Here is a 21,101-nt window from a genome sequence, read left to right as displayed (position 1 = left end):
GGATTTATCCACAGAAATGGGGACAATCCTGTGGGCGAAGCCGGGGAAGACGGTCGGACGAATCGGATTCCGGCAGGCTGGCGCACGCAACGTCGCGACCCGTTCCGGAGGAGGCAGCCGCATGGTGCCGGTCGATCACATCCCGATCGCATTCTCGGCCGGTGTGCCGGAGGATCGGTGGCCCGACGTGCGGGCGGCCCCGCATTTCCGCCGCTGGCTGGAGCAGGCCACCGCGCGCTTCGACCTGCGCCGCGTCGTGGTGCGGGATGTGGTCTTTTTCGGGGCGCGGGTGGGGTTTATCCTGGTCGATGCCGATGCGTGGCATGACGGGCGGAAAGTGCCGGGTGCCGCGCTGTTGCGTGGGGACTCGGTCTCGGTCCTGGTGGTGCTGCATTGCCCCGGCCACGCGGCGCGGACCATCCTGACCCGCGAGCCGCGCCTGCCCGTGGCCTGTCCCGACCTGCTGGCGCTGCCGGCCGGGATGCTGGAGGGCGGGAGGCTGGTCAGCACCGCTTTGCGCGAACTGGCCGAGGAAGTCGGTACCGACCTGGCCGTATCCGCCGACCAGATGGTGGAGCTGACGACGGTATGGCTGTCGCCCGGCGGCTGCGACGAAGCGATCACGCTCTATGCCGTGGACCTGGAGATCGACGAGGCGGCGATGCGGGCGCTGGACGGACGGCGGACCGGAAATGCGGCCGAGCATGAATCGATCCGGCTGCATGTGGTCGATCTGGATGCCATTCCGCGCATCGGGCGTAGCGATGCCAAGACGCTGCTGTCTTATCATCTCTATCGGGCTCGGGATGCGCGCAGGGGCGTGGCGACGCAATGCTGACGCGTTTCCTGACCGATCTTGCCGACCAGGATGTCCTTCTTCCGGTCGAGGCGCTGGTGTTCGTCGCCCTTCTGTCGCTGCGTCTCTGGCGCCGGGCATGGGCCTGGGCGGTGGTGATGGCCGGCGGGGCGGCGCTGACCCTGGTCCTGAAACTGGGATTGGAGGCCTGCGGCCCGGCACCGGACCGGATGCTGTACAGTCCCAGCGGGCACACGATGGCCGGCACGATGGTCTATGGCTGTCTTCTGGCCATGCTGCGGGTCCGGACGTCGATCGTGGTCGGGGCGGCCGTCGTGATCGCCTGCGTGCTGGGATGGTCGCGGGTTGCGCTCGGCGTCCATACAATCACCGAGGTGCTGCTGGGCGGTGGGTTGGGTGTGGGGATGGTCTGTCTGTTCCGCCGCCTTGCCGGGCCGCCGTCCGCCATCCCCGTGCAGGCGGTCCGCGGCGTGGTCGTGGCGACGATTGCGGTTATCGCGATCTGCCACGGACACCGTTCGACAATCGAGATTGCCATCCAGGATTTTTCGCGTTTCGATCTTGGGCCGCTTCTGTGCCGTGCGGACGGTCATGTTGCCGTCGCGGAGCGCGAAGAGGGAGGCTGGATTTTCCCAGGTCGGGAATTTCACTGATTTTTCATGGTCTGTCGGGAAGCGCGTTCCGCTTCCCGCCGGCCTTTCAGAGGCGACCTTCAAGACCATCCAGAAGGGGCCGCAATGTTTCGTCATCGGGGCGCCAGCGCCCCACGGCATTGCGATAGAGCGGTTTGCGGACCTGTGCCGCGCTCGATGTCTTTACCAGGCGTCGGGTTTCGTGAAAGCGCAGGCAGGCATCGTTCCATGGCAGGCCGCAATGGGCGATGATACGGCGTGCGCTGGCCTCGAAATCCGCGACGACGTCCTCGTAGCGGACGTCCAGTATCGCGCCGGGCGGCAGGACCTGCCGCCAATGCGCCATCTGTTCCTGATATTGGCGGTGATAGCGGCCGAGTTCGCCCAGATCGAACGTGAAATCCAGATTGTCGAAGGCTATCGAGAAACAGGACAGGCACGTATCGATCGGATCGCGAAATGTGTGGATGATGCGCGCATTGGGCCATAATTGCCGAATGATTCCGATATGGAAGAAATTATCCAGCATCTTGTTCGTAATGCGGGCGGGGGGACGGGCGCCCGTCCAGTCGGCCGCCAGCCCGTCCAGCCGATGCAGATAGTCCTCGGCGATGGCGCGTCGGTCCTGCTCGCTGAGGCAGGCCAGGGAGGTACCCAGCGCCCAGGCCGGAAAGCGTCTGGCCGCGTCCTGCAGCGTGTCGGCCAATGTGCTGACCTCACCGGCACCATAAACGTCGGGATGGCTCGCCAGTATCTGTTCGACCAGTGTCGATCCCGATCGCGGCATGCCGACGATGAAGACCGGGCGGGAGGAGGGGTGCCCGGTTCCGGCGGTCGCTGCCATGGCTTCGGGCGTAAAGCATGCGCGTATTGCCTTTGCGGCCGTGGCAATCCGTTTTTCGTCATAGGGAACGGCGCGGCGCCGGATGGCGTTTGCCTTCAGAAGATGGTCGAACGACGCACGATGTTGGCCGATATCGGCCAGAGCCTTGCCGAGCGCGAAATGAAGGCTCGTTCTCCTGGTCTCGTCGAATGAGGCTTCACGCTCGACAAGCGCCAGCATGGCCGGCAGGACGGGGTCGCCGGGCGTCAGCTTCGTCAGGCGTGTCAGGCCCAGATAATAATTCGGTTCATCCGGTGCCAGGGCGATTGCCTGGCGCATGTGAGCGTGCGCGGCATCGATCCGTCCGAGTTCCTGAAGGATCTGGGCCAGAACGGCATGAACCGGCGCTTCGTCGGGCCGCAACGTGCAGGCCATTTCCAGATGGTACAGCGCCTCGACATGGCGCCCGGCTTTCCGTAGCAGCGTTCCTGTTCCGGCATGGACGGCGTACAGGCTCGGGTCCTGTGCCAGAACGGAGCGATAGCAGGCGATCGCGTCCTCGATCCGATCGAGTTCGACCAGGACCTGGACCAGGTTGCGTGCCGTCTCCGCGCAGGCCGGCTTGTCCGCCAATGCCGCCCGGAACCGTTCGGCCGCTTCTTCGCGCTGTTCGATCGCAAGTAATGCGCGGTAATGCTGGATATTATTCTGGTAGCCAGCGCGCGCGGCCAGGGCCTGATTCGATCGTGTGAGCATGCCAGGGAGCCCGTAGCGCAGGTCGCCAGATGCGGTATCGCCAGGGCCGGGCTGAATATCCTTGTTGGTTTCCCGCATCTTGCCAGCATAGTTGTTTAAGCGGGTATCTCTGTCAATCAAGGCGTCCCCGGCCTGGTGCGCGCCGAAGGCGTGTTGTGTCGCGTCGGCCGGTACGGCATGAGGGGCGCTTGAAACGATCCCCCTGAATGTCGGCAGGTCCTTAAGAATATGACGGAACATACACCCATCGGTCTCGGTCATGAGGCGGCGCCCGTCAGGGCGCTGACCCATTCGGGCAATTTTCATGCTGACGAGACGCTGGGTTACGTCATCCTTCATTATGCGCTTGCGCCGCGGGGCGACCTGCGGGCGCGGGTTCTGGGCGCGCAGCCGGATGACCGGCTGACATTCGTGCGCTCGCGCGTGCCGGGGCAGATCCAGGCCGCGGATATCGTGTTCGATGTCGGTGGCGTGTACGATCCGGCCGCGGGGCGGTACGACCACCACATGAAGAAGAAGCCGCTGCGCGAGGATGGCACGCCGTACAGCGCGGCGGGGCTGCTGTGGAAGGATTACGGCCTGGCGGCGATCCGCAACATCCTGGATGAGCCCGTGGAGGAGGGGATGGAAGCCGCCATCTGGCAGGCCGTCGACAAGGCGCTGATCATCCCCGTCGACCAGGACGATAATGGCGTGGCGAAGATGGGCCGACTGTCGCTGGCGGAAATCGTGTCGACCTGCGGCGCGCCGTGGGACACCGCCGAGCGTTATGGCGTTGAAGAGGCCGGAAAGCGCGAGATGTCGGCCTTCGCGGACGCGGCTGCGATCGTCGGCCGGTACCTGGTCGGCGTCGTCGATCGGGCGCGGGCCAGCCTGAAGGCCACGGATCGCGTGCTGGGGGCCTACGAGCAGGCCGAAGACAAGCGCATTCTGGTGCTGGAGACCGGCATGCCGGCCGAGAAGGTGATCTTCGAGCGTGATCTGCCGGTCGTCTATGTCGTCTCGCCGGCCGGTGGGGGGCAGTGGAACGTCAAGGCCGTGCCGCCGGCGCGCGGTGAGTTCGGGCAGCGCGTGCCGCTGCCGGAGGCCTGGGGCGGGCTGGAAGGCCGGGCGCTGGCCGAGGTCTCGGGGATTGCCGACACGGTCTTCGCCCACCCGGCACGCTTTATCTGCGGTGCGGCCAGTCGCGAGGGGGCGCTGGCCATGGCCCGTCGGGCGCTGGAAATCGCGGCCTCCTGAGAGGGGCTGACCGGCTCCCCGGTCACGCCTGTGCCGATCCGCATGCCATGGCCCTTGTCCGGGGGGATGGAGACGGCCCATGATCCTTCCGCGATCAGCGGAGGGAACGAAGGTGGCGGATCATCAGCCGATCATGCTTTTGACCGGTGCCAGCCGGGGGATCGGCCATGCGACGGTCAAGCTGTTCCAGGAACGGGGGTGGCGCATCCTGACCGTATCCCGGCAGCCATTCGACCCGGCCTGCGCATGGCCTGCCGCGCGCATGAGCCATATTACCGCCGACCTGAGCGACCTGTCGGGCATCGCGCGGCTGGCGGAGGATGTGCGGGCCCGCCTGCCGGACGGCCGGCTGCATGCGCTGGTCAATAATGCCGGCATTTCGCCCAAGGGACCGGATGGGGGGCGGCTGGGCGTGCTGGACAGCGACCTGTCGGTGTGGAGCAGCGTGCTGAATGTCAATCTGGTCTCGATCGCGCTGCTGGTGCGGGCGCTGGCGCCGGAACTGGAGGCCGCTGCCGGATCGGTCGTCAATGTGACCTCGATCGTGGGATCGCGCGTTCATCCCTTTGCCGGCGCGGCCTATGCGGTGTCCAAGGCGGGACTGGCGGCGCTGACCCGGGAAATGGCGCATGAACTGGGGCAGCGGAACGTACGGGTGAACGCGATCGCGCCCGGCGAGATCTCGACCGCGATCCTGTCGCCGGGGACGGACCAGCTTGTGGCATCGGACGTGCCGATGAAACGGCTGGGGGCGCCGCGCGAGGTTGCCGAGACGATCTATTTCCTGTGTTCCTCGGCTTCGTCCTACATCAACGGGGCCGAGATACACATCAATGGCGGCCAGCATGTCTGAAAACCTGATGGCAGGGACGGATGAGGTGCCGGCCGGCCTGGAGGGGGCTTTTGCCCAGTTCTGCCGTGCCCGCCCTGACGTCGGCGTGGAGCAGGCGCGCGATATCGCGCGGAGCGTCTATGGCATGGAGGTGTCCGCGACGGCCCTGCCGGGGGAGCGCGATGCCAATTTCCTGCTGTGCGACGGGAGTGGCTGCCGGACGGTGCTGAAAATCATGAACGCGAGCGAGACGGTCGAGGATGCGGCGTTCGTCTCGCGCGTCATGGAGCGTCTGGCCGGAGCGGTGACCGAGATCGGACTGGCCGGGATCGTCCCTGCCCTGGGCGGGGATGGCATCGCCGTCCTGACGATGCCGGGCGCGGAAGGGTTGATGGCGCGTATGGTCGGATGGGTGGATGGTGTGCCGATGGGCGGGCGTGCCGGCTCGCTCCGTCTGGCGCATGGTACGGGGCGGTCGGTCGGGCTGATGGCGCGGGCGTTGCAGGGCATGGCCCCGCCCGGGCAGGCGCGGGCCGTCCTGTGGGATTCGCTTCAGGTGGATGCTCTGGGCGGATTGCTGCTCCATGTGCCGCAGCCGGCGCGCCGGCGGGCGATGGCGGGGTTTCTCGACATGTTTCGGGGGCGGGTGCGCCCGCTGGTGGATGCGTTGCCCCGGCAGCCGATCCATAATGACCTGAACGGATCGAACCTGCTGGTGGCCGGTGACGATGCCGAGCGGGTGGTGGGAATTGTCGATTTCGGCGATGCGGTGTTCGCCCCGCGCATCAATGACCTGGCGGTTGCCGCATCGTACCAGTTGGGGAGCGGTCACGATCCGTTGGCCGGAGTGACGGCGATGCTGGCGGGGTTTGCGACGGTGGTGGTGCCGGAGCCGGCGGAAATCGACTTGCTGTTCGATCTGGTCGTGGCGCGGCTGGCCCTGCGCGTATTGCTGACCGAATGGCGCAGCGTGCTGTTTCCCGACAATCGCGATTATATCCGCCGCAACAGCGTGCAGGCGGAACAGGCGCTGGACTGGGCGTTGGCCCTGCCGCCGGGGCGGGGGCGGGCCGCCATCCGCGAGGCGTGGGCCGGACGGTAGGTTGCCGGCGGGGTGTCCGGTGCAGGCTCTTTGACCGGCGGGGGCGGATGCTGCAAGCTCCCGCTCCAATGCGTCCCAGTTGTTGGAGGGCCCCCTGACATGTCGTCTTATCCGGATACCTTGCTGTTTATCGACGGTCAGTGGACCGCGGCGCGGGACGGGCGGTTTCTCGATGTCGTCAATCCCGCGACCGAGCAGGTGATCGGGCGCGTGGCCCATGCCGGGCAGCCCGACCTGGCTGCCGCCGTGGCGGCTGCCGAACGCGGTTTCGCACTCTGGAGCCGCATGTCGGTGTTCGATCGCTATCGGATCATGCGTCAGGCGGCGACGCTGCTGCGGGGGCGCGTCGACGAGATCGCGCCGATCCTGACCCAGGAACAGGGCAAGCCGCTGGCCGAGGCGCGGACGGAATTGCTGGGGGCCGCGGATACGATCGACTGGCTGGCCGAGGAAGGGCGCCGGGCCTATGGGCGGCTGATCCCGTCGCGGGCGGTGGGGGTGAGCCAGGCGGTGATCCGCAGCCCGGTCGGGCCGGTGGCGGCGTTCTCGCCCTGGAATTTCCCGGTCAACCAGGTGGTGCGCAAGGTCGGCGCGGCGCTGGCGACCGGCTGTTCGATCATCGTCAAGGCTGCCGAGGAAACGCCGGCCTCGCCGGCCGCGCTGATCCGGGCCTTTGCCGATGCCGGGGTGCCGGCGGGGGTGATCGGGCTGGTCTATGGCACGCCGTCGGAGATCTCGGAGACGCTGATCGCCCATCCGGCGATCCGCAAGGTGACGTTCACGGGTTCGACCGTCGTGGGCAAGATGCTGGCCGCGCTGGCGGGGTCGCACATGAAACGCGCGACGATGGAACTGGGTGGCCATGGGCCGGCCATTATCTGCGCCGATGCCGATATCGATCATGCGGCGGCGACGCTGGCGGCGGCGAAGTTCCGCAATGCGGGGCAGGTCTGCGTCTCGCCCACCCGTTTTCTGGTGGAACGGCCGGTCTTCGGGCGGTTCGTGGAGCGGTTCGCGGCCGTGGCCGGGGAGATTCGGGTGGGCGACGGGTTGCAGCCCGACACCAAAATGGGTCCGCTGGCCAATGTCCGGCGGGTGGATGCGATGGAAAGCCTGATCGGCGATGCGACGGCCAAGGGGGCGAAGATCGTGACCGGCGGGCAGCGGATCGGCAATGCCGGCTATTTCTTCGCGCCGACGGTGCTGACCGAACTGAGCACCGACATGCGCATCATGAACGAGGAGCCGTTCGGCCCGGTGGCGCTGATGAACCCGTTCGATACGCTGGACGAGGCGCTGGCCGAGGCCAATCGCCTGCCATACGGGCTGGCGGCCTATGCCTTTACCGGCGCGGCCCCCACGGCGGCCCGCCTGCGCGACGAGGTGCGGGCCGGGATGCTGACGGTCAATCATCTGGGGCTGGCGCTGCCGGAAGTGCCGTTCGGCGGGATTGGCGATTCCGGCTATGGTTCGGAAGGCGGCAGCGAGGCGCTGGATGCCTATCTGGACACCCGCTTCGTGACGATCCGCGACTATGCTGTCTGACGCTGCCGGGTCTGGCGCTGCTGGTCTGGCGGCGCTGTGGGCGGCGCGTTACCGCGTGGGAATGGCGCCGGGTGGGCTGCCGGACGAGGCGATGCTCCGCCACCTGATGGCGCATCGCTCGGTGCGGGCCTATCGGCCCGATCCGGTTCCGCAGAGCGTGCTGAATGGGGCGGTGGCGGCTGCCCAGTCGGCTTCGACCTCATCGAACCTCCAGGTATGGAGCGTGGTGGCGGTCGAGGATGCCGCGCGGCGCGGGCGGCTGGCGGACCTGGCGGGTGGGCAGGCGCATATTCGGCAGGCCCCGCTGTTTCTGGCGTGGCTGGTCGACCTGTCGCGGCTGGCGCGGATGGGTGAAGCCCGGGCCCATGCCACCGACGGGCTGGATTATCTGGAAACCTTCCTTGTCGGCGTCGTCGATGCGACGCTGGCGGCGCAGAATGCCGCCGCCTTTCTGGAGGCCCAGGGGCTGGGGATCGTCTATATCGGGGGGCTGCGCAACCATCCCGAACAGGTGGCGCGCGAGCTGGGGCTGCCGGATCGCTGCATGGCGGTCTTTGGCATGTGCGTCGGCCATCCGGACCCGGACCGGCCCGCCGCGATCAAGCCGCGCCTGCCGCAATCGGTCGTGCTGCATCGCGAACGCTACGATTGCGCAGGCGAGGAGGAGGCGATCGGCCGGTATGATGGGGCTGACGAGGCCTTTCAGCGCGAGCAGGGGCTGGCGCCCCGTGCGTGGTCGGACGTCATGCTGCGCCGCGTGGCCGGCCCGCAATCGCTGAGCGGACGCGACCGGCTGCGTGAGGCGCTGGATGCGCTGGGATTTGCGCTGCGATAGAGGGTCCGGCTGGACCTGATGGGGTGACACGTATGCAACGCCGCGCTTTTCTTCAATCCGCTCCGGCCCTGTTCATCTCTCCGGCGTCCGCGCGGACGCCGGCGCCCGGTCCAATTGCCGATTACGAGCAGGCGACGGGCGGCCGGGTTGGCGTTTTTGCCGAAAATGTCTCCAACGGAAAGACATTTGGCTGGCGGCAGAGCGAACGGTTCGTCATGTGCAGCACGTTCAAGGCGTCGCTGGCTGCGTGCGTGCTGGCGCGTGCCGACCAGGGCAAGGCGGATCTGGATGAGGTCATCGCCTTTACGGCCGCGGACATGGGGACGATGTATGCCCCGGTCGCGAAGGCGAATCTGGGCCGGGGGACCCTGTCGGTGCGCGAGATGTGCGCCGGGGCGGTCGAATTCAGCGACAATGTCTGCGCCAACAAGCTGCTGGCGCGTGTTGGCGGCCCGGCTGCGTTGACGCGTTTCTGGCGGGCGATCGGCGACGACGTGACGCGCCTTGACGATATCGAGCCCTATCTCAACCGCACCCCGCTGGGGGGTGTGCGCAACACGACGACACCCCTGGCGATGGCCGGGATCGCGCGGCGGCTCGTCCTGGGCGACGTGCTGTCGGACGGGTCGCGCGCCATGCTGAAGAGCTGGCTGGTCAATTGCCAGACCGGAAAGAACCGGCTGCGCGCGGGCCTGCCCGGCAATTGGGTCGTGGGGGACAAGACGGGGAATAACGGCAGGGATATTGCCGGCGATATCGCCATCGGGTGGCCCGGAACGGGCGGGCCGGTGATCGTGGTCGTCTATACGCGCGGCGGTTCTCCGACCGATGCGCAGTTCGCCACCGTCTTTGCCGAGATTGGCCGGCATGTGGCGGCGAGCCTGTCGTAAGCGCGCGCGGACCTGATGCGTGGGGCGCGGACTTGACGCGCCGCGTGATCTGGGGACTCTGGCCGGTCTGGGCGTGCCGTGGGGCGCGTGCCTGTTGCGTCGTGCATGCGGCACGGAGCATTTCGTCGTGAGAGAGCAGGATCATGGATAGCGCCGATCAATTCCGTTTCACGCATATTCCGCACCCCGCGCCGGTATCGGTCGCACAGCGTGCGGAACTGCTGGCCAATCCGGGGTTCGGTCGCGTCTTTACCGACCACATGGCGGTGATCCGCTACAAGGAAGGGCAGGGCTGGCATAATCCGACGATCGAGGCGCGGGCTCCGATCGCGCTCGATCCCGCCGCGGCGGTGCTGCATTACGCGCAGGAGATCTTCGAGGGCATGAAGGCCTATCGCGCCGCCGATGGCGGCGTGGTGATGTTCCGTCCCGATGCCAATGCCCGTCGCTTCCACCAGTCGGCCGAGCGGATGGCCATGGCGCCGCTGCCCGACGCACTGTTCCTGGAGGCGGTGCGCGAACTGGTGAAGGTCGATCGCGACTGGATTCCGTCGGGGGAGAGCGCCAGCCTGTATCTGCGCCCCTTCATGATCGCGAACGAGGCCTTTCTGGGCGTGAAGCCCTCGGCGGAATATCTGTTCATCGTCATCGCCTCGCCCGTTGGCGCGTATTTCAGCGGCGGTGCGGTGTCGGTGTGGGTGTCCGAGGATTATACGCGCGCGGCCCCCGGCGGCACGGGGGCGGCCAAGTGCGGCGGCAATTATGCCGCCAGCCTGCTGGCCCAGCGCGAGGCGAAGGCGCAGAACTGCGACCAGGTGCTGTTCCTGGATGCCGCCGAGCATCGGTGGATCGAGGAGATGGGCGGCATGAACATCTTCTTCGTCATGAAGGACGGCACGCTGGTCACGCCGCCGCTGGGCGGCACGATCCTGCCCGGCATCACCCGCGATGCGCTGCTGACGCTGGCGCGCGACAAGGGCCTGACGGTGCGCGAGGAACGATACAGCATCGAGCAATGCTATGAGGACGCGGCCAGCGGACGCCTGGTGGAGGCTTTTGCCTGCGGCACGGCGGCGGTGGTGACCTCGATCGGCCGTTTCCGCGGACAGCGCGGGGAGATCGTGATCGGTGCCGGCAATGGGGCCGATCCGGTGACGGAAGGGCTGCGCGATGCGCTGATCGGCATTCAGCGCGGTCAGCGCCCGGACCCCTATGGCTGGGTTCAGCGCGTCGACTGACTGACATTAGGGGCGGGGTTTTCAGCCCCGCCCTGCCGGGGTCAAGGGGCGAAGCCCCTTGGAGCCCGCACGGCTCAGGGCAATGCCGCGATGCCGGTCAACTCGACGCGCCAGGCCGGGTCGGCCAGACGGGCCTCGACGGTCGCGCGGGCCGGTTTGTTGCCGTGGTCCAGCCATTTGTCCCAGGCGCGGTTCATGTCCGCCAGATCGTCCATGTCGGCCAGGAAGATCTGGACCGACAGCAGGCGGCTCTTGTCCGTGCCGGCTTCGGCCAGCAGGGCATCGACCTGATGCAGGATATCGGTCATCTGCCCTGCGACATCCTGCGACGGATCATCGGCGACCTGTCCGGCCAGATAGACCAGCCCGTTATGGATCGTTGCACCGCACAGGCGGGTTTCGGGTTGCAGGCGGGTAATCGGATTCATGGCCGGTCTCTCTGTTCGCGGGTCGATGGAACGGACGATAGAATAACTCACGCGCCCGTGACAGGGCTGGCCCCTCAGCGTGCCGGCCGATCGGTCAGCATGTGGAGGAAGGCGATGATGTCCTGCCGTTCGCGCGGGGTCAGGGCTGGTGCGTCGCCCGGGTGGCGGTCGAAGGGTGCATCCGTGACGTCGAGATTGGCGTGGTAGGGGAGCGGCAGGTCGTCATATCGCAGGACCTGGCCGTCGCTATCCCTGGGGTAGATCCGGTCGGGAGTGATGTCGCGCAGTATGTAGAAATCCAGAACCTGGTCCAGCGTGCGATAGACGCCATTATGGAAAAAGGCATGTCTGGTGGCGCTGTTGCGCAAGGTCGGTGTGATGAACAGGCCGCACAGATCGGCGCGGGTCGCCATGTCGGTGCGGACCGGCCCGCAGAGGCCCAGATCGTGGAATGAAGGGTCGCGGTTGGCGGACAGGGCGCGGTTGCGCGGCACGCCCAGGGCCTCGAACTGATGGTCGGTCAGGAGCGGGGGCGTGCCGTCGGGGCCTGGACGGTCGGGGTGGCAGGCCGCGCAATTGCCCTTTGCCGGGTCGTTGAACAGCAGATAGCCCCGGCGCTGCGCGGGCGTCATGCGGCGGCGGCCTTCCAGCCAGTCGTCGAACGGGCTGGCATAGGGGTGGAAGGACGGGTCCTCGATCTGATAGCGCGCGATGGCGAACAGGGCTTCGGAGAGCAGCAGATCGTCCGAGCTGGCGACGGCGGGGCCGCCCAGGCGGCGCAGTATGGGGGCGTAGAGGCCCCCTGTCAGGCGGGCTAGGACGATGGCGCGGCTGGAGGCCATTTCGTCGGGATTGAAGAGGGGGCCGTCGGCCTGCTGTTGCAGGGTGTCGGCGCGGCCGTCCCAGAACAGGCCGCCCTGCGGGACCAGATTGGTGGCGGAGGCGGTGGTGTTCCGCGCGGTCTTGGCGCCGTGGGGGCCGATGGCGGTGGTCGACGGCGTGGCGGCGGATTCGGTTTCGGCGTCATCGGGGCCGATGCTGAAGCCGGGGCGGGTTTCGAGGTAGGTCAGGGTGGGGACCGCGCGCAGTCCGTCGCGTGTCAGGCTGGTGCCGCCCAGCGCCACGGCGGCGGAGCCGGCGGGCGCGTAATGGTGGGCGGGGTCGTGGCAGGAGGCGCAGGATTGTCGCCCCGATCCGGACAGGGCGGGATCGTGGAACAGGCTGCGCCCCACTTGCGCCATGGCCGAGAGCGGGGCGGCGGGCGGGCGATGCAGCGTGACGGGGCAGGGGTTGCTGCCGTTGGGCGTCGGCAGGCAGGCGGCCGATGGCGTTCCGGCGGCGAGAGCCGGTGTGGCCAGAAGCGACAGGAATACGAATATCTTAAAAATCATTTGTCAATATCGAGAGATTTCTCGAAATTAGCGATGTCCATAACCCCAAGGGGTGAAGGGGACGACTGTCCCCTTCCGGGTGCAGGGCAGAGCCCTGCATAACCCACGTTCCTAATGCGCAACCGGCTCGCCGGTCCGAGGATTCAGCAGCAGGCGGCCGGTCCGGGGCGGCTGGGTGAAATCGAACAGGTCGCGCAGGTCGGCGGCGTCGGCGTCGAAGGAGCCGCCGCCGAGGCGCGCGCCGTGCAGCCAGTTATCCTCGATGAAGCGGGCGACCGAGCTTTGGGTCAGCAGGACGTGGCTGACATGGTTGGTCCTTGCCCAGGGCGAGACGACCAGCAGCGGGATGCGGGTGCCGGGGCCGCAGCGGCCGTTGACGGGGCGGCCATCGACGCCCATCGGGCGGGGGGCGCTGCCGCAGCGGCCCGGGCCGTCCAACTGGTCGGCCTCCGGGTCGCTTGAGGAATGGGTGGGGGGGACGAAGGCGTGGTCGTACCAGCCATCGGAATCGTCCCAGGCGATGATGATGGCGGTGTCGCGCCATTCCGGCCGCTGCTGCACCATATTGACGATCTGGACCAGGCCCTGCTGTTCGTCCAGCGGGTCGGAATAGCCGGCATGACCATCCTGGTAGGCTGGAAGCTTGAGGAACGAGACGGCAGGCAGGTAGCCGGCGCGCAGGGCGGCGGTGAAGTCGTGCAGATCATATTCATGATTGGCCGGATCGCGCGTGACTCCGTCGGCCGCGAAGGTGTGGCCGATGGCGGCGACCGAACCGGGGCGGGCGTGGGTCGGGTTGGCGGTGCTGGGATAGTACTGGAACCAGTTATGGTGGGGGATGTAGTCGGTGATCGTCTCGCCCACCACGGGGGAGGGGGTGGAGCGCGCGCATCCGCTCGTGCCGTTCGGGTTGCGCGTGCCCAGGTCGAAGCCGCCCATGAAGCCGCCCCAGGTGATGCCGGCCTGGTTCAGCAGGTCGCCGATATTGCGTCCGCGCATCGTGACCTGGTTGCCGGGCACCGAGCAGACATCATAGGCGGGATCGATATCGTTGATCATCGTCCAGCCGCCCTGGCCGTCGGCGATATAAGGGGTGGCGGCGTGCCTGGTGGCCGGTTTCTGCGTGGTCCTGACGATCTGCATGCCGCCGGTCTGGCCGGAGACCACTTCCAGCGCGCCGGGGGTGGAGGGGCCGTACGTGTCGGTATAGGTGGCGTCGCTCATCGCGAAATGCTGGGCATATTGCCACAGGGCGGTGACGGTGTTGCCGTCGAAATAGCCCATCACCTGGCCGCGCGTGGCGAAGGCACCGACGCCGCCGGGCGTGCCGCGCCCGGTATGGAGAGGGAACAGGTCGGCCTTGCCGCCATGATAGGCCATCTGTTCGGCGGTGTAGGCGTGGTTCTGGTCGGCGGTGGCGGCCTGGGTGCGGTCCAGGCGGAAGGGCAGGCTGGCGCCGGGGCCGTTGGCGGGGCCGGCATTGGGATTGCCGGTCAGCAGCCCCGCCGTGATCAGCGTATTGGCCGCCGGCGTGTCGGGCCGTGCCGTGAAGGCGGGCTCGCCGGGCGGGTTGGCGGCCTGCGGATAGGTGGCGAAGTAATGGTCGAACGAGACGTTCTCGTCATACACGACGATCAGATGCCTGATCGGTGTCGCTGTCTCTGTCGCCGGTGCGCTCTGCATTGGGGCGGCCATGGCGGGCATGGTGGCCAGCAGGGCCACCATGGCGCTGGCGAGGCGGACAGGATGGGGGTGAATCATACCGGGCGCGTATCCTGCTGATGTCGGTTTGGTGGCCGGAGCATGGGGCGAACCGATCGTGCGGGACGATCTTCCCCCGCGCCATTGCCGTCCGGCGGCGGCCCCGGCGGTCGGCCTTCGTTCTATAAGGCGTCGTCCGGTCATTGGCCAGAATGGAACGGAAGCGGAAGAGCGTGAATTCCTGACGACAGTGCGGGCCCAGGCCGAAGCATTGGTGTTGACGTAGATCACGTCCCTCCGGCCGCGGGTGGGTTAGCATGGCGGACAAGGCGCCTCGCGCGCCGCCCCATGCAATGCGAGGAACGAGCATGACCGGAAAGATGAAGGCTGCCGTCGTCCGTGAATTCGGCAAACCGCTGACGATCGAGGAACTGGATATTCCGACCATCCGCCCGGACCAGATCCTGGTCCGGCTGGATGCGTGCGGTGTGTGTCACACCGACCTGCATGCTGCCCGTGGCGACTGGCCCGTGAAGCCGAAGCCGCCCTTCGTGCCGGGGCATGAGGGCGTCGGGCATGTGGTGGCCGTGGGCGATGCCGTCAAATGGGTGAAGAAAGGCGACATGGTCGGCGTGCCGTGGCTGTATTCGGCCTGCGGCCATTGCGAGCACTGCCTGGGCGGGTGGGAGACGCTGTGCCCGACGCAGGACGATACGGGTTATACCGTCAACGGGTGCTTCGCCGAATATGTGGTGGCCGACCCCAATTACGTGGCCCACCTGCCGAAGACCATCGACCCGTTGCAGGTCGCGCCGGTGCTGTGCGCCGGGCTGACGGTCTACAAGGGCCTGAAGATGACCGACACGAGGGCCGGCCAGTGGGTCGCGGTGTCGGGGGTTGGCGGGCTGGGCCAGATGGCGGTGCAGTATGGCGTCGCCATGGGCCTGAACGTCATTGCCATCGATATCGACGACGAGAAGCTGCAGACGGCCAAGGTGCTGGGGGCGGCGCTGACCGTGAATGCGCGCTCGGTCGATCCCGCGCCCTATATCCAGTCGCAGGTGGGCGGCGCGCATGGCACGCTGGTCACGGCGGTCTCGCGCTCGGCCTTCGCGCAGGCGATGGGCTTTGCCCGGCGGGGTGGGACGATCGTGCTGAATGGCCTGCCGCCGGGGGAATTCCCGATTTCCATCTTCGACATGGTGATGGCCGGGACCACGGTGCGCGGTTCGATCGTCGGCACGCGGCTGGACATGATCGAAGCCTTGTCCTTCTTCGCCGACGGCAAGGTCAAGACGGTCATCGAGCCCGACCGGCTGGAGAACATCAACCAGATCTTCGCCGATCTCGAGACCGGTAACGTGCATGGACGCAAGGTGCTCGATCTGCGGGATTGAGCGCGCCGTGCCCTGACGGGACCATGGTGGGGTGGTGTCGTTATGGGCTATGACTCCTCCATCACGGATGGATGGGTTGGGAACGGGCGATGCGAAACAGCGCGCGGATCTGGGAATGCGTCGAGGCGCGCAAGGCGCCGCTGATCGCATTGAGCGATGCGGTATGGGCGGTGCCGGAGCTGAATTTCGGTGAATTCCGCTCGGTCGCGCTGCATGACGCGGCCCTGGAGCAGGAAGGCTTTCGCGTGACCCGCGATGTGGCGGGGCTGCCGACCGCGATCATGGGCGAGGCCGGGGAAGGCGGGCCGGTGATTGCCTTTCTGGGCGAATATGACGCGCTGCCGGGCCTGAGCCAGCAGGCGGGGGCGATGGTTCACCAGCCCCTGGACGGCGACGGCAACGGGCATGCCTGCGGGCATAATCTGCTGGGTTCGGCGTCGCTTCTGGCGGCGGCGGCGCTGAAGGACTGGCTGGCCGAGACCGGGATGCCGGGCCGGGTGCGCTATTATGGCTGCCCGGCCGAGGAGGGGGGAGCCGGCAAGGGCTTCATGGTGCGGGCCGGCGTGTTCGACGACGTGGATGTCGCGATTTCATGGCATCCCTTTGCCTTCGCCACGGTCTTTCCGCCAGCGGCGCTGGCCAACATGCGCCTGGATTTCACCTTCATCGGGCGCTCCGCCCATGCGGCGGCGGCGCCCCATCTGGGCCGCTCGGCGCTGGATGCTGCGGAATTGATGAATATCGGGGTGAACTACCTGCGCGAGCATATGCTGCCGAGTTCGCGCATCCATTACGCCTATCAGGACGCAGGGGGTGCCGCGCCCAATGTGGTCCAGTCGCGGGTGGTCATCCGCTATACCGTCCGCGCGGCGGAACTGGACGACATGCTGGCGCTGGCCGAGCGTGTGCGCCGCGTGGCCGAGGGGGCCGCGATGATGACCGAAACCCGGGTCGAATGCGAAGTGGTCAGCGGCATGGCGAATCTGCTGCCCAATCCGCCGCTGGAAGCGGCGATGCAGGCCAATCTGGAACGGCTGGGGCCGCCGCCGTTCGACGCGGCGGATCGTGCCTTCGGCCGGGAGATGCAGAAGACCTTCACGCAGGAGGACATTGTGGCGGCATTCCGCCTGGTGGGGCTGCCGCCCGCGGCCGACAGGCCGCTATGCGATGTCGTCCTGCCCTATCCGTCGCCGGTCGGGCCGATTCTGCTGGGGTCGACCGATGTGGGGGATGTCAGCTGGACGGTGCCGACCGTCCAGGCGTTCGGCGCGACCTGTGCCATCGGCACGGCGCTGCATTCGTGGCAGATGACGGCGCAGGGCAAATCGTCGGTCGCCCACAAGGGCATGGTCCATGTTGCCAAGGTGATGGCGGCGACGGCGGTGGATGTGCTGTCCGACCCCGAGTTGCTGGCGCGGGCCCGGCGGGACCACGCCGCGCGGCTGGCCGAACGCCCCTATGTCAGCCCGATGCCGCCGGACCTCATGCCGCCGATTATGCGGCAGGATTCCTGACCCATCTGGTTTCATGGACATATTGTAACGATTTTTTTTGTTTCAAAGTTGTATTCAAATCGCGCCCTGCCGCGGACGATTTTTTTTCGAGGCCGGAAAGGTCTGGGAAACAAATGATTTTTCGCCGCAAGGGTATGGAGGGTGCTTAACAAATCGTTACGACAGGGGGATCATGTCATTGCCCATATGGAGCAGACCCCTATAACTGGCTTGATGTTTCTGTCCCCCGGACGGCCGGGCCGCCCGGGGAACGTTCTTGAATGGTAAGGTTTTCTGTCCTGTCTGCTGGGGAAACTTGATGACAAATGCTTTTCGGCGTCCGGTGGCCACCCGCCGCCAGATGCTGACACGAATCGGTATCCTGGGGGGGAGTGCTGCCCTGTACCAGGCCATGACGAGCCTGGGGCATGCCGCGGGCACGGATTTCAAGGGACCGCCCGCGCTGACGGGCGGCAAGCCAGGCACGAAGGTCCTGGTGCTGGGTGCCGGCCTGGCGGGCATGCTGGCCGCTTATGAGCTGCGCAAGGCCGGGTATCAGGTCCAGATCCTGGAGTTCCAGAACCGTGCCGGCGGCCGCAACATCTCGCTGCGCGGCGGCGACACGCTGACCGAACTGGGCGGCGCGGTGCAGAAGGTGCAGTTCGCGCCGGGAAATTACATCAATCCCGGCCCGTGGCGGATTCCGTATCATCACCAGGGCCTGCTGCATTACTGCAAGACCTTCGGCGTCGAGCTGGAGCCGTTTGTCGAGCTGAATCACAATTCCTGGTTGCATTCCAGCCAGGCGTTCGACGGCAAGCCTGTCCGCTACCGCGATTACGCGGCGGATTTCACCGGCTTCACTGCGGAGCTGCTGGCCAAGGCGATCGACCAGCACAAGCTGGATGAAGTGGTCTCGGCCGACGAGCGCGCGCATGTCGTCTCGGCAATGCGCGGCTGGGGTGGGCTGACGGCCGATGGAGCCTATCGCAAGGGGGCGATCAGCTCGCTGCGCCGGGGCTTCGCCAAGCCGCAGGGCGGCGGGCTGGATGGCGCGCCCGTGCCGTCCGACCTGTTCGCGCGGGAAGACGTCATGCGGTCGGGCCTGTGGCAGTGGATGGCGTTCCACGAGCGGCTGGACATGCAGACGACGATGTTCCAGCCGGTGGGCGGCATGGACCAGATCGGCAAGGGCTTCAACCGCCAGGTGCACGACCTGATCACGCTGAACTGCAAGGTGACGGCGATTCACCAGGACGATCGCCATGTGACGGTCACCTACAACGACATGTCCCATGGCGGCGCTGTGCGGCAGGCCGAGGCGGATTATTGCGTCTGCACGATTCCGCTGCCGGTGCTGTCGCAGCTGGACGTGCAGGTCAGCGGCCCGATGAAGGCGGCAATCGCGGCGGTGCCCTATGCGTCGTCGGTCAAGCTGGGGCTGGAATTCAAGCGCCGGTTCTGGGAGCAGGACGACCAGATCTATGGCGGCATCAGCTTCACCGACCAGCCGATCAGCCAGATCTCCTACCCCAGCCACGGCTATTTCTCGGACGGGCCGGCGGTGCTGCTGGGCGGCTACATGTTCGGGCCTGCGGCGTATGATTTCGCCGGCATGACCCCGGCCGAGCGGCTGGAGCACGGCCTGGCGCAGGGCCAGGTCATTCATGCCAACTACCGCAAGGAGTTCCGTACCGGCGTGTCGATGGCCTGGAGCCGCATGCCCTGGACCCTCGGCTGCTGTTCCATGTGGTCGGAACAGGCGCGCAAGGCCCATTACAAGGCCCTGTGCGACATCGACAACCGGATCGTGCTGGCCGGCGAGCATGCGTCGCATGTCGGCTGCTGGCAGGAAGGCGCCATCCTGTCGTCGCTGGATGCCATCACCCGTCTGCACAAACACGCGCAGGGAGCTGCCTGATGCGGTCCGTATTTCTGCTTCTGGCCGGCCTGGCGGCCGGCGCGTTTCTTGCCCCGCAGGCGCGGGCCGACAGTGCCAGTGCCGTCGTGGGCAAGATGCAGCCGTTGAAAGACGGCGCTGATGTCTACAAGCATGTCTGCCAGAGCTGCCACATGCCCGATGCCAAGGGCGCCGAAGGGGCCGGCGCCCGTTTCCCGGCGCTGGCCGGGAATGCCAAGCTGGCCAGCGCGGACTACCCTGTCTATGTCGTGCTGAACGGTTTCGGCGGCATGCCGTGGTTTTCCGGCATGCTGACCGACCAGCAGGTCGCGGACGTGGTGAATTATATTCGTACCCATTTCGGCAATCATTACACCGACATGGTGAAGCCGTCGGATGTCGCGGCCCAGCATCCGACCATCAGCTCCGAAGAGGATTGACAGGGATATGACGATTTTCAAGACTTTCGGCATCGCCGCGCTGGCTTCCGTCCTGGCTGGCGGCATGGTTTCCGCCCGGGCGGCGGATGTGGTCCGGCATAGCGAGCCGGGCAGCCATTTCCCGATTTCCAGCGCCATCGAGGTGCCGCCGGGAGCCTCGACCATCTATCTGAGCGGCATGGGGGCGCCGCCGGTCGACAAGACGGCCGATCCGAAGACGCTGGCCGCCTATGGCGACACCGAAACCCAGGTGCGCGGCGCGCTGACCCGCATCCAGGGCGAACTGGCCAAGCTGAAGCTGACCATGGGCGATGTCGTCAACATGCACATCTACATGGTTGCCGACCCCAAGCTGGGCAAGATCGACTTTCCGGGGATGATGAAGGCCTATACCGAGTTCTACGGCACGCCGGCCCAGCCGAAGCTGCCGACCCGCTCGGCATTCGAAGTTGCCCATCTGGCCAATCCCGGCTGGCTGGTGGAAATCGAGGTCGTCGCGGTTCGCGCCCACTGATGCCGGTTCCCGGGGGCAAGCCCCCGGGAGATCCGACGGTCGGTCCATGACGGGAGCCCGATCATGTGTCCGCGCATCAGGCATTTGATTGGAAATGCCTGTCGGGCCGATTCCGGATTGTAGATGATGGCCGCGCAGGTCGTGAGCTGAGAGCGCATCTGCCGGCCATCCGGCCCTTGACGTTCGAGGCGGATGACCGGCGAGAGGCTAGGCGAGACTGGAAAAGTCGAGGTTTCTCGGCCCGCCTTCGGCCACGCGGCGTTTGCGGCGCTGATCCTGGTACAGTTGTCGCGTGGTGGAAACGGCTTCTTCCATGTCGACCGTTTCGAGGCGGACATCCCGCACCTGGACCGCTCCCATGCCGGTCAGCAGGAAGCCGTAATGGAGACTGTCGGCATCGTCGGGGATCTGGAAGACGATGTGGCGTGGCGTCCAGTCCGATGTGCCCGTCAGGGCGGCGTCGTGCTGCCGGTTCGTCAGATTGTCGAAGAGAATCGTGGTCGGTTTGTCATCGTCGACCCGCATCCAGATCGTGGCCTGGCCGGTGACGTCGCGGGTTTTCAGCCGGGCCGAGAAACGCAGCCGCTGCCCGATGAACGAATGGGCATCGACCGCCTGCATCAAGGTGGCGAAACCCTTTTCGATCCGCGCCGCATCGGGGTCGTCGGGGGTGAACAGGCAGGTGATGCCGGCCGTGCGCGTCGGGGCGTCGCCATGATCCGGTTCCACGCCGATCCGGTAGTTTTCCGGGGCGGTGCCGGCGGCGAACCATCCCGCCGGCAGCCGGGCCGGTGCGGCCTGCTGTTCGGCGGCGGCGATCCGGGCGGCCAGGACGTTCCAGTTCCTGAAACCGAATTGTCGTGCCACGATCTCCAGGCTTTCGGAGTGACCGATTGCTGTGCCCCGTTCCGCGAGATCCGCGCGGAGGGTCGATGCCATGAGCTTGGCGTGTCTGAAAGTACGCATGCCCAACCTCGTCTGTCAGGGCGAACCGTCGGGATCAGGGCCTGCATTGCTGACGGGCTCGCCCGGGACAGGAGGGGGCGGAGCGAAGACGCGTTCACCGTGGCCGGGGGCCGCAGGCGGCGGGTCGCGTCGAACCGGCCACGAATTTACGACGTGGCCGGC

General features: G+C 66.8%; 19 protein-coding genes. 14 read left to right on the top strand and 5 right to left on the bottom strand.

Annotated features, from left to right (window positions below; genetic code table 11):
- Window positions 1-121: 121 nt before the first annotated feature.
- Both HLH36_RS10565 and HLH36_RS10560 read left to right on the top strand, forming a co-directional pair.
- Window positions 122-838, top strand: a complete 717-nt coding sequence (locus HLH36_RS10565; protein ID WP_182986341.1) for an NUDIX domain-containing protein — start codon at window positions 122-124, stop codon at window positions 836-838.
- Window positions 832-1,470, top strand: coding sequence for a phosphatase PAP2 family protein (locus HLH36_RS10560; RefSeq protein WP_182986340.1), 639 nt, complete (start codon window positions 832-834; stop codon window positions 1,468-1,470). The genes HLH36_RS10565 and HLH36_RS10560 overlap by 7 nt, the downstream gene beginning before the upstream one ends.
- Before the next feature lie 46 nt (window positions 1,471-1,516).
- Here HLH36_RS10560 and HLH36_RS10555 read toward each other — a convergent pair whose 3' ends face one another.
- Complete coding sequence (locus HLH36_RS10555) at window positions 1,517-3,028, bottom strand: tetratricopeptide repeat-containing sulfotransferase family protein (RefSeq protein WP_182986339.1); 1,512 nt, start codon at window positions 3,026-3,028, stop codon at window positions 1,517-1,519.
- Between the two features lie 228 nt (window positions 3,029-3,256).
- On the opposite strand from HLH36_RS10555, the gene HLH36_RS10550 reads away from it, so the two are divergent.
- From HLH36_RS10550 to HLH36_RS10520, 7 genes are all read left to right on the top strand, one after another.
- Window positions 3,257-4,267, top strand: coding sequence for an MYG1 family protein (locus HLH36_RS10550; RefSeq protein ID WP_182986338.1), 1,011 nt, complete (start codon window positions 3,257-3,259; stop codon window positions 4,265-4,267).
- Between the two features lie 79 nt (window positions 4,268-4,346).
- Window positions 4,347-5,120, top strand: a complete 774-nt coding sequence (locus HLH36_RS10545; RefSeq protein WP_220792792.1) for an SDR family NAD(P)-dependent oxidoreductase — start codon at window positions 4,347-4,349, stop codon at window positions 5,118-5,120.
- Complete coding sequence (locus tag HLH36_RS10540) at window positions 5,113-6,201, top strand: phosphotransferase (protein ID WP_182986337.1); 1,089 nt, start codon at window positions 5,113-5,115, stop codon at window positions 6,199-6,201. The genes HLH36_RS10545 and HLH36_RS10540 overlap by 8 nt, the downstream gene beginning before the upstream one ends.
- Before the next feature lie 99 nt (window positions 6,202-6,300).
- Complete coding sequence (locus HLH36_RS10535) at window positions 6,301-7,746, top strand: NAD-dependent succinate-semialdehyde dehydrogenase (RefSeq protein WP_182986336.1); 1,446 nt, start codon at window positions 6,301-6,303, stop codon at window positions 7,744-7,746.
- Window positions 7,736-8,581, top strand: coding sequence for a nitroreductase family protein (locus HLH36_RS10530; protein WP_220792791.1), 846 nt, complete (start codon window positions 7,736-7,738; stop codon window positions 8,579-8,581). The genes HLH36_RS10535 and HLH36_RS10530 overlap by 11 nt, the downstream gene beginning before the upstream one ends.
- Window positions 8,582-8,613: 32 nt before the next feature.
- A complete protein-coding gene (bla, locus tag HLH36_RS10525) occupies window positions 8,614-9,471 on the top strand; it encodes a class A beta-lactamase (protein WP_182986423.1) in 858 nt (285 codons plus the stop codon).
- A 143-nt stretch (window positions 9,472-9,614) separates the two neighbouring features.
- The gene (locus HLH36_RS10520; RefSeq protein WP_182964122.1) at window positions 9,615-10,709 is read left to right on the top strand and encodes a branched-chain amino acid aminotransferase; all 1,095 of its coding nucleotides are present in this window, start codon (window positions 9,615-9,617) and stop codon (window positions 10,707-10,709) included.
- Between the two features lie 74 nt (window positions 10,710-10,783).
- On the opposite strand, the gene HLH36_RS10515 is transcribed toward HLH36_RS10520, so the two are convergent.
- The 3 genes from HLH36_RS10515 to HLH36_RS10505 form a co-directional block, all read right to left on the bottom strand.
- Window positions 10,784-11,137 carry a RidA family protein gene (locus HLH36_RS10515; RefSeq protein ID WP_182986335.1) on the bottom strand — a complete coding sequence of 118 codons (354 nt, stop codon included), beginning with the start codon at window positions 11,135-11,137 and terminating at the stop codon, window positions 10,784-10,786.
- Between the two features lie 74 nt (window positions 11,138-11,211).
- A complete protein-coding gene (locus HLH36_RS10510) occupies window positions 11,212-12,528 on the bottom strand; it encodes a cytochrome c peroxidase (RefSeq protein WP_182986334.1) in 1,317 nt (438 codons plus the stop codon).
- Window positions 12,529-12,639: 111 nt separating this feature from the next.
- The gene (locus HLH36_RS10505) at window positions 12,640-14,289 is read right to left on the bottom strand and encodes a phospholipase C (RefSeq protein ID WP_182986333.1); all 1,650 of its coding nucleotides are present in this window, start codon (window positions 14,287-14,289) and stop codon (window positions 12,640-12,642) included.
- 308 nt (window positions 14,290-14,597) lie between these two features.
- Between HLH36_RS10505 and adhP the strand changes: the two genes are divergently transcribed.
- From adhP to HLH36_RS10480, 5 genes are all read left to right on the top strand, one after another.
- Window positions 14,598-15,626 (top strand): alcohol dehydrogenase AdhP, encoded by a 1,029-nt coding sequence (gene adhP / locus HLH36_RS10500; protein WP_182986332.1) that lies wholly within the window; start codon window positions 14,598-14,600, stop codon window positions 15,624-15,626.
- An 89-nt stretch (window positions 15,627-15,715) separates the two neighbouring features.
- The gene (locus tag HLH36_RS10495) at window positions 15,716-17,140 is read left to right on the top strand and encodes a M20 family metallopeptidase (protein WP_182986331.1); all 1,425 of its coding nucleotides are present in this window, start codon (window positions 15,716-15,718) and stop codon (window positions 17,138-17,140) included.
- A gap of 298 nt (window positions 17,141-17,438) precedes the next feature.
- Window positions 17,439-19,040, top strand: coding sequence for a flavin monoamine oxidase family protein (locus HLH36_RS10490; RefSeq protein ID WP_182986330.1), 1,602 nt, complete (start codon window positions 17,439-17,441; stop codon window positions 19,038-19,040).
- Window positions 19,040-19,459 carry a c-type cytochrome gene (locus HLH36_RS10485; RefSeq protein WP_182978778.1) on the top strand — a complete coding sequence of 140 codons (420 nt, stop codon included), beginning with the start codon at window positions 19,040-19,042 and terminating at the stop codon, window positions 19,457-19,459. Before HLH36_RS10490 ends, HLH36_RS10485 begins: the two co-directional genes overlap by 1 nt.
- A gap of 7 nt (window positions 19,460-19,466) precedes the next feature.
- Complete coding sequence (locus HLH36_RS10480) at window positions 19,467-19,973, top strand: RidA family protein (RefSeq protein ID WP_182986329.1); 507 nt, start codon at window positions 19,467-19,469, stop codon at window positions 19,971-19,973.
- A gap of 207 nt (window positions 19,974-20,180) precedes the next feature.
- Here HLH36_RS10480 and HLH36_RS10475 read toward each other — a convergent pair whose 3' ends face one another.
- Window positions 20,181-20,939, bottom strand: coding sequence for a glyoxalase superfamily protein (locus HLH36_RS10475; RefSeq protein WP_182986328.1), 759 nt, complete (start codon window positions 20,937-20,939; stop codon window positions 20,181-20,183).
- Window positions 20,940-21,101 lie beyond the last annotated feature (162 nt).

This window comes from Gluconacetobacter aggeris, from assembly GCF_014174395.1.
Classification (GTDB): domain Bacteria; phylum Pseudomonadota; class Alphaproteobacteria; order Acetobacterales; family Acetobacteraceae; genus Gluconacetobacter; species Gluconacetobacter aggeris.
Note: the sequence above shows the minus strand (reverse complement) of the source record. Positions and strands in the feature narration are given on the sequence as shown.

What these genes read in the sequence shown, in the direction of transcription:
- HLH36_RS10565 (WP_182986341.1), top strand. Translation starts at nt 122, where the DNA reads ATGGTGCCGGTCGATCACATCCCGATCGCATTCTCGGCCGGTGTGCCG.
- HLH36_RS10560 (WP_182986340.1), top strand. Translation starts at nt 832, where the DNA reads ATGCTGACGCGTTTCCTGACCGATCTTGCCGACCAGGATGTCCTTCTT.
- HLH36_RS10555 (WP_182986339.1), bottom strand. Translation starts at nt 3,028, where the DNA reads ATGCTCACACGATCGAATCAGGCCCTGGCCGCGCGCGCTGGCTACCAG.
- HLH36_RS10550 (WP_182986338.1), top strand. Translation starts at nt 3,257, where the DNA reads ATGACGGAACATACACCCATCGGTCTCGGTCATGAGGCGGCGCCCGTC.
- HLH36_RS10545 (WP_220792792.1), top strand. Translation starts at nt 4,347, where the DNA reads ATGATCCTTCCGCGATCAGCGGAGGGAACGAAGGTGGCGGATCATCAG.
- HLH36_RS10540 (WP_182986337.1), top strand. Translation starts at nt 5,113, where the DNA reads ATGTCTGAAAACCTGATGGCAGGGACGGATGAGGTGCCGGCCGGCCTG.
- HLH36_RS10535 (WP_182986336.1), top strand. Translation starts at nt 6,301, where the DNA reads ATGTCGTCTTATCCGGATACCTTGCTGTTTATCGACGGTCAGTGGACC.
- HLH36_RS10530 (WP_220792791.1), top strand. Translation starts at nt 7,736, where the DNA reads ATGCTGTCTGACGCTGCCGGGTCTGGCGCTGCTGGTCTGGCGGCGCTG.
- bla (WP_182986423.1), top strand. Translation starts at nt 8,614, where the DNA reads ATGCAACGCCGCGCTTTTCTTCAATCCGCTCCGGCCCTGTTCATCTCT.
- HLH36_RS10520 (WP_182964122.1), top strand. Translation starts at nt 9,615, where the DNA reads ATGGATAGCGCCGATCAATTCCGTTTCACGCATATTCCGCACCCCGCG.
- HLH36_RS10515 (WP_182986335.1), bottom strand. Translation starts at nt 11,137, where the DNA reads ATGAATCCGATTACCCGCCTGCAACCCGAAACCCGCCTGTGCGGTGCA.
- HLH36_RS10510 (WP_182986334.1), bottom strand. Translation starts at nt 12,528, where the DNA reads ATGATTTTTAAGATATTCGTATTCCTGTCGCTTCTGGCCACACCGGCT.
- HLH36_RS10505 (WP_182986333.1), bottom strand. Translation starts at nt 14,289, where the DNA reads ATGATTCACCCCCATCCTGTCCGCCTCGCCAGCGCCATGGTGGCCCTG.
- adhP (WP_182986332.1), top strand. Translation starts at nt 14,598, where the DNA reads ATGACCGGAAAGATGAAGGCTGCCGTCGTCCGTGAATTCGGCAAACCG.
- HLH36_RS10495 (WP_182986331.1), top strand. Translation starts at nt 15,716, where the DNA reads ATGCGAAACAGCGCGCGGATCTGGGAATGCGTCGAGGCGCGCAAGGCG.
- HLH36_RS10490 (WP_182986330.1), top strand. Translation starts at nt 17,439, where the DNA reads ATGACAAATGCTTTTCGGCGTCCGGTGGCCACCCGCCGCCAGATGCTG.
- HLH36_RS10485 (WP_182978778.1), top strand. Translation starts at nt 19,040, where the DNA reads ATGCGGTCCGTATTTCTGCTTCTGGCCGGCCTGGCGGCCGGCGCGTTT.
- HLH36_RS10480 (WP_182986329.1), top strand. Translation starts at nt 19,467, where the DNA reads ATGACGATTTTCAAGACTTTCGGCATCGCCGCGCTGGCTTCCGTCCTG.
- HLH36_RS10475 (WP_182986328.1), bottom strand. Translation starts at nt 20,939, where the DNA reads ATGCGTACTTTCAGACACGCCAAGCTCATGGCATCGACCCTCCGCGCG.